Origin of the sequence: Pseudomonas sp. GD03858 (genome assembly GCF_029840925.1) — a bacterium.
Lineage (GTDB): Bacteria > Pseudomonadota > Gammaproteobacteria > Pseudomonadales > Pseudomonadaceae > Aquipseudomonas.
Window position 1 is genome coordinate 1 of the sequence record NZ_JAOCDM010000197.1, and the last position, 4,183, is coordinate 4,183.

Below are 4,183 nucleotides of genomic sequence, written 5' to 3' on the forward strand. Positions count from 1 at the left end.
GCTGGTCAGCAGGCGCTCGCGTAGCTTGCCGATCTCGTCGCGCAACTGCGCGGCGGCCTCGAATTCCAGGTCGCGGGCGAACTGGAACATCTTCTCCTCGAGCTGCTTGATACGCTTGGTGATCTCGGCCGGGGTCTGCAACTCGACCTCGTAGCGCCCGGCCTCCTCCGCCGCCTTGGCCATGCCCTTGCGCTTCTTGCTCCGCGCTCCCGGCACGGTGGCGCCTTCCAGGATGTCGGTGATGTCCTTGACCACGCCCTTGGGCACGATGCCATGGGCTTCGTTGAACGCCACCTGCTTGGCCCGGCGCCGCTCGGTCTCGTCGATGGCCCGCTGCATCGAACCGGTGATGTTGTCGGCGTAGAGGATCGCCTTGCCGTTCAGGTTGCGCGCGGCGCGACCGATGGTCTGGATCAGCGAGCGCTCGGAACGCAGGAAGCCTTCCTTGTCGGCGTCGAGAATCGCCACCAGCGACACCTCGGGCATATCCAGGCCCTCGCGCAGCAGGTTGATCCCCACCAGTACATCAAAGGTGCCCAGGCGCAGGTCGCGAATGATCTCGACCCGCTCGACGGTGTCGATGTCCGAGTGCAGGTAGCGCACCCGCACATCGTGGTCGGCCAGGTAGTCGGTGAGGTCTTCGGCCATGCGCTTGGTCAGCGTGGTGGCCAGCACCCGTTCGCCCAGGGCCACGCGCTTGCCAATCTCCGAGAGCAGGTCATCCACCTGGGTCAGCGCCGGACGTACCTCGACCTGCGGATCGACCAGGCCGGTCGGTCGCACCACCTGCTCCACCACCCGCCCGGCGTGCTCGGCCTCGTAGGGCCCGGGGGTGGCGGAGACGAAGATGGTCTGCGGGCTTACCGCCTCCCACTCATCGAAGCGCATCGGACGGTTGTCCAGTGCCGACGGCAGGCGGAAGCCGTATTCCACCAGCGTTTCCTTGCGTGAACGGTCGCCCTTGTACATGGCGCCGACCTGGGGAACGCTGACGTGGGACTCGTCGATCACCAGCAGCGCGTCATCCGGCAGGTAGTCGTAGAGCGTCGGCGGCGGCGCGCCGGCCGGGCGCCCGGAGAGGTAGCGCGAGTAGTTCTCGATGCCGTTGCAGTAGCCCAGCTCGAGGATCATCTCCAGGTCGAAACGGGTGCGCTGCTCCAGGCGCTGGGCCTCGACCAGCTTGTTGTGCTTGTGCAGGTACTCCAGGCGCTCCTTGAGCTCCTCCTTGATCCCGTCCACGGCCTCGACCAGGGTTTCCCTGGGTGTCACGTAGTGGCTCTTGGGGTAGAACGTGAAACGCGGCAGCTTGCGGATCACTTCGCCGGTCAGCGGATCGAAGGCGGCGATGTTCTCCACTTCGTCATCGAACAGCTCGATGCGGATCGCCTCGAGGTCCGATTCGGCCGGAAAGATATCGATCACATCGCCGCGCACACGGAAGGTGGCGCGGGCGAAATCCATCTCGTTGCGGGTGTACTGCAGGTCAGCCAGGCGGCGCAGCAGCGCGCGCTGGTCGAGCTTGTCGCCACGATCGACGTGCAGGACCATCTTCAGGTAAGTCTCGGGGCTGCCCAGGCCGTAGATGCATGACACCGTGGTGACGATGATCGCGTCGCGCCGCTCGAGCAGCGCCTTGGTCGCCGACAGGCGCATCTGCTCGATATGGTCGTTGATCGAGGCGTCCTTCTCGATGAAGGTGTCCGACGACGGCACGTAGGCCTCGGGCTGGTAGTAGTCGTAGTAGGAAACGAAGTACTCCACCGCATTGTTCGGGAAGAACGCCTTGAACTCGCCGTACAGCTGGGCCGCCAGGGTCTTGTTCGGCGCCAGCACCATGGTCGGACGCTGTACCTGCTGGATGACGTTGGCGATGCTGAAGGTCTTGCCCGAGCCGGTCACTCCGAGCAGGGTCTGGTGCGAAAGGCCGGCATCGATACCTTCGACCATCTGGCGGATGGCCTCGGGCTGATCGCCGGCCGGCTGGAATCGGGTGACGAGCTGGAACTCGGACATGTCAGACCTCGTGGATGTCGCGGCAACTGTAAATTTAGCCAGTAGTCTATACCCAAATGCGCCTGCCCGGCGCCGGATTCAAGTGCGGCCCTCGCGCCCGCATGGCAATGGACCCGGCAATTCGACCAATGGTCGAAAAATATTTGCGCAAACAACCGCAAAAGCTGCGCCGGACTGTCGCCGTGACCGATGGGTATCACTATACTGACTCCCCGTTTGCGCACCGCTTCAGTGCCTTCGGCTGGAGCGTGGCGACCCCTATCACTCTCCTATCAGAGCCAAGGTAACAATGAGCCTGTTTTCCGCTGTCGAGCTGGCACCCCGCGACCCTATCCTGGGCCTCAACGAAGCATTCAACGCCGACCCACGCACCGACAAGGTGAACCTGGGCGTGGGCGTGTACTGCAATGAGGAAGGCCGCATCCCGCTGCTGCGCGCGGTGATCGAGGCCGAGACCGCCCGTGCCGCCCAGCACGCTTCCCGCGGCTACCTGCCGATCGACGGTATCGCCCAGTATGACCAGGCCGTACAGAAGCTGATCTTCGGTGCCGAGTCGCCGCTGCTGAGCGCCGGTCGCGTGGTCACCGTGCAGGCCGTTGGCGGTACCGGCGCGCTGAAGATCGGCGCCGATTTCCTCAAGCGCCTGCAGCCGGGCGCCGTGGTGGCCATCAGCGACCCGAGCTGGGAAAACCACCGCGCCCTGTTCGAGAGCGCTGGCTTCCCGGTACAGACCTACCGTTACTACGACGCCGCCAGCCACGACGTCAACCGTGCTGGCATGCTCGAGGACCTGAACACCCTGCCGGCCGGCTCGGTCATCGTCTTGCACGCCTGCTGCCACAACCCGACCGGCGTCGACCTGTCGCTGGACGACTGGAAGAACGTCCTGGAAGTGGTCAAGGCCAAGGGCCACATCCCGTTCCTCGACATGGCCTACCAGGGCTTCGGTGCCGGCATCGACGAAGACGCCTTCGCCGTGCGCCTGTTCGCCGAATCGGGCCTGGAGTTCTTCGTCTCCAGCTCGTTCTCCAAGTCGTTCTCGCTCTACGGCGAGCGCGTGGGCGCGCTGTCGATCGTCACCGGCTCGAAGGACGAGAGCACCCGCGTGCTGTCGCAGGTCAAGCGCGTGATCCGCACTACCTACTCCAACCCGCCGACCCATGGCGCCAGCATCGTCGCCGCCGTGCTCAACAGCCCCGAGCTGCGCCAGATGTGGGAAACCGAGCTGGCCGAGATGCGCGAGCGCATCCACGGCATGCGCAAGCAGATGGTCGAGCTGCTGGCCGAATACGGCGCCAAGCGCGACTTCAGCTTCGTCGGTCGCCAGTGCGGCATGTTCTCCTACTCGGGCCTGACCGTGGAGCAAGTGGCGCGCCTGAAGAACGAGTTCGGCATCTATGCCCTGGACACCGGTCGCATCGCGGTCGCCGCGCTCAACCAGAGCAACATCCACGTGGTGACCAAGGCCATCGTCGAGGTGCTGTAACTGTTTGATTGTCTTGGGGGAAGCTTGACTTCCCCCAAGCAGGCGCTAAGATACGCGCAGATTCCGCGATAGCTCAGTCGGTAGAGCAAATGACTGTTAATCATTGGGTCCCTGGTTCGAGTCCAGGTCGCGGAGCCAGACACTGAAAACCTCCAGATGCGCAAGCACTGGAGGTTTTTTCTTGCCTGCGATTCAGGGTTTGGACAAGGGCTCGGTCACTGGCTTGCCCTCGTCCACCAGGCTCCAGACCAGTAGTTTGGCAGGCGCGCTCTTGCTGGCATTGCGCGACACGCTGTGCACGGTGCCCGGTGCTTCGTACCAGAACTCGCCGGCCTTGTAGGTCTTTTCCGGCTCGTCGTTGAGCTTGGAGGTCACCGCGCCTTCCAGCACATAGGCCATGACCGCACCGGGGTGCTGATGGGCGGGTGACGCCTGACCGGGGCCGTAGCTGACCGTGAGCATCACGGCTTTCTTGCCGGGGGCGTTGCTGGGGAGTTGTTCCTGGAGGACCTTGACCTGGTCGGGCTTCTCGCCGTGGGCCCAGGAGGGCGACAACGGGGCGAGCAGGCCTAACGTCAACAGGGCAATGGGCAGACGGATGGATCGCATGGGGCTTCTCCTGAGGGGTAATCTACCTGCAGGTTAAGCTCAGGATTGTGGAGGGAAAACGGCCAATTTGCGGAA

General features: G+C 64.0%; 3 protein-coding genes and 1 tRNA gene. 2 read left to right on the top strand and 2 right to left on the bottom strand.

Features of this window, described 5'->3' with window-relative positions:
- A partial coding sequence (gene uvrB / locus N5D48_RS25800) for an excinuclease ABC subunit UvrB (RefSeq protein ID WP_279888944.1) occupies positions 1 to 2,013 on the bottom strand: 2,013 nt, incomplete at its 3' end.
- A 289-nt stretch (positions 2,014 to 2,302) separates the two neighbouring features.
- Here uvrB and N5D48_RS25805 point away from each other — a divergent pair.
- Positions 2,303 to 3,499: an aspartate/tyrosine/aromatic aminotransferase gene (locus tag N5D48_RS25805; RefSeq protein ID WP_279888946.1), complete on the top strand. Its 1,197-nt coding sequence runs from the start codon at positions 2,303 to 2,305 to the stop codon at positions 3,497 to 3,499.
- Between the two features lie 62 nt (positions 3,500 to 3,561).
- Positions 3,562 to 3,637 (top strand) — tRNA-Asn (locus N5D48_RS25810).
- Positions 3,638 to 3,691: 54 nt separating this feature from the next.
- Here N5D48_RS25810 and N5D48_RS25815 read toward each other — a convergent pair.
- Positions 3,692 to 4,108, bottom strand: a complete 417-nt coding sequence (locus N5D48_RS25815) for a cupin domain-containing protein (RefSeq protein ID WP_279888947.1) — start codon at positions 4,106 to 4,108, stop codon at positions 3,692 to 3,694.
- Positions 4,109 to 4,183 lie beyond the last annotated feature (75 nt).